This window comes from Vibrio sp. V39_P1S14PM300 (assembly GCF_009904765.1).
Lineage (GTDB): Bacteria > Pseudomonadota > Gammaproteobacteria > Enterobacterales > Vibrionaceae > Vibrio > Vibrio proteolyticus.
The window spans coordinates 1-2,694 of record NZ_WXWP01000316.1 but is presented as its reverse complement, the minus strand read 5'-3'; the positions used below and the strand labels follow the sequence as shown (position 1 = coordinate 2,694).

Here is a 2,694-nt window from a genome sequence, read left to right as displayed (position 1 = left end):
GAGTTAAGGTCAATGGCTAGTTTCAAATTTTATAATATTCAAATTCTTCCACTCGACAAAAATGACAAGATGATTGGTGCGGATGGCTACAAGGCTGTTTTTTCCTCTCTTAAGCTTAAAGTTGACGAGTACCTAAGTAAGAAGAACTTACTCGGTATTTCACATAACCTACGTAATGACTTTTTCTTTGCTCCAGAGTCTATGACGATAAGAGACGATATTGCGTATGGTACTATCATGAAATACGACAACGTCGAAAAAGTCTTCGGTACTTTGGATGACGAAGAAAAGTATGTATCGTCAGGAGGTGACTCTAGTAAAAAGTACTTGTTCCGCTTTGTTTTCGACTTCAATAAGCACATTTTGGCGATCGAAAAGGGTAAAGGTTTACCTTCGGTGCACGTTCTAACAGAAGCCTTGGAAGGCTTCCTCGATGAACATCGCCAAGCTAAGTACCCTAACTACACTATCCACATAATTGAGATGACCAATTCGGAGTCTCTCATTAAGGTCATCGATGAAGCTGAATCTTATAAGCGAGTTCAAGTCGAACTAACGTTTTCAAACTCGGAAGATTGGTCGGACGCATTAGAAGAAGAGATGTTAAAGTCGGTTGAACAGGAAATGAAGGACAAACATATCGATTCTATTGTGCACGTAGAAAAAGCTGCGAAAAAGTCGGTTATGTCTGAGCCAACAAAAAACGCTATGGCATACTTAGGTTTAGCGTGTAAATTTGGTAATGCAGCTATTCGTTATAAGGATAAGCTCGGCAAAACTGAAACCTATAAAATGACTGATGCCCCAATAGTTGAGCCCGTTAAAGAAAGGGAAGGTGGCGAAACTAAAACTGAGTTAGACTTTGCACTAGATGTGAAAATTGCGATTAACAAAGCCAATGAGCTAGCTTTGAACGCTAAAAAGCTTTTTACAAAGCTGAGAAAAGGTATAAATCATGAGAAAGGCAGTAAATAAAGTACCTATACTGAGCGTACTTTTTAGAATCGCTAATGCATATGTGTACAAGGGGGAGCCAGTACACTTGCGACAGACAGCGCCTTTTGAAATGTGGAAGCAGCGTATAGGGAAGGGGTTACTCTTCTCTATCGTTTCAGGATGCCTTATGGCATATGCATTGATTCATAACAATATATCTGATTTTAACCCAGAAGACGCTATTTTGGGCATCTTCCCCGATATACTTGGCTTTGGCATAGGTGTTTTTGCATTGCTGTTTGCGCTGCCAACTGAGTTTTTAGACAAGCTCCGCCAAAGCGTAAAAAATTCAAATGGTGACAGTAAGATTACTGGTCCGGAAATGCTACCAGCAGATATGGCGTATCCGTTGTTAGTTTATAGTGTGATTATGTTGCTTTCGGTGTTCTTTCGAGCTTTCCCTGATGAGCCCGTGACGACAACTCTCTCAACTATAATGCTGATCTATGGTTTTGTAGTCACTCTAGAGTTACTCAACTCTATATTTATGACAGCGTCTTACATGTTGTTTACCCGTAGAAGCACTGACAGTACCGAATAAACCACATAACAATCTGTTTAAGAGTGATTCGCAACGCTTGGCATTTTTGCTATGCGTTGCGTTTTGTGTTTAAGGTGTTTTGCGGGAGCTTCGGTATTGCGTTGCTCACACCTTAACAGGGCGTTATGTGATTAATCATCAATCGAGGAAAAAATGAATAAGATAGTAGTAGGCTTGATTTTGAGCTTTGTCTTAGTTGGTTGTTCAAATCTGGGCACGACTCGTGCCGTTAATGGAAATATAGTCCAAAACATCGAAGATCCTAACGACTTTGGTTCAATTGCGTATGTTGATTATTACGATGTTGATACGCTAAGAGCAATCGAGAAAAATAAAGCGGAACTAGCGTTTGAAGAGCCTGATTATTCGAAGATTCCGGTAAATGGATATTTGCTGGCACATGTTAAAGCACCAACAATTGAATCGGCAGATACGAAGTGGTGGAAAACCGTAGTTGTTGACGAAGCTGGAAATGTGTTGGCGAAGAAGCAAGGTAGTGCAAGCGTAGCGTCATACGAGACAACGAATGGAATTACAGTATGGAAAAACTCTATGTTAGTTGTGCTACCAGAAGTTCAACCTCCTTTTAATGTTTACATTGTCAGTGACTTATTAAATAAGCGCTGGGGATACAAAGTTCTGGGTAAAAATTAATCACATAACAAAGCATTTAAGAATGATTCGCAACGCGCGGCATTTTTAGTTTAAAATTTGGGTTTTGTATTGACGGCTTAATAGTTCAGGTCAAGTGGCAGCTTTGCTTCCCCTTAACGAGACGTTTCTTAATAACTGTATATCAAAGGTGATTAGTTGTGGATAGTGAGGAAAAAATAAGTCAGATTCTCAAAGAACTGGAAGATAAGCTAAGGCGTAAGCATGAAGACTCTGTAATAGAAATTTTTAGAAAGCGGGTGGAGAAGTTAGCAAGAAGAGAGAAAAAAACGCTAATTTCTGCTCCTTTAGACGGACAAGACCGCGAGCTGGGTGCGGACTTTTTTATTACAGAAGGTACAAGATTCGCGATATTTGAGTTTAAGTATAAGGTGGGTGATATTGTAAGCGAAAACGACAAGCCACTCAGAAAGACTTTGTGTGAAACTCTTCAGGGTGCCAAAATTCCTTATAATCAGCATATTAACTGTCACTATATTGCATGG

4 protein-coding genes are annotated in these 2,694 nt (G+C 39.8%); all 4 read left to right on the top strand.

Annotated features, from left to right (window positions below):
* On the top strand, positions 1 to 975 hold a 975-nt coding region (locus CAG65_RS16175), incomplete at its 5' end, for a DUF4747 family protein (RefSeq protein ID WP_237668837.1).
* Entirely contained in the window at positions 956 to 1,537 is a 582-nt protein-coding gene (locus CAG65_RS16170; RefSeq protein WP_202599430.1) for a hypothetical protein, read from the top strand. The genes CAG65_RS16175 and CAG65_RS16170, both read left to right, overlap by 20 nt.
* Before the next feature lie 153 nt (positions 1,538 to 1,690).
* Positions 1,691 to 2,191 (top strand): hypothetical protein, encoded by a 501-nt coding sequence (locus CAG65_RS16160; protein WP_161454293.1) that lies wholly within the window; start codon positions 1,691 to 1,693, stop codon positions 2,189 to 2,191.
* Between the two features lie 158 nt (positions 2,192 to 2,349).
* A partial coding sequence (locus tag CAG65_RS16155; RefSeq protein WP_161454292.1) for a hypothetical protein occupies positions 2,350 to 2,694 on the top strand: 345 nt, incomplete at its 3' end.

Coding starts and splice junctions, on each gene's coding strand:
- CAG65_RS16160 (WP_161454293.1), top strand. CDS start 1,691: ATGAATAAGATAGTAGTAGGCTTGATTTTGAGCTTTGTCTTAGTTGGT.
- CAG65_RS16170 (WP_202599430.1), top strand. CDS start 956: ATGAGAAAGGCAGTAAATAAAGTACCTATACTGAGCGTACTTTTTAGA.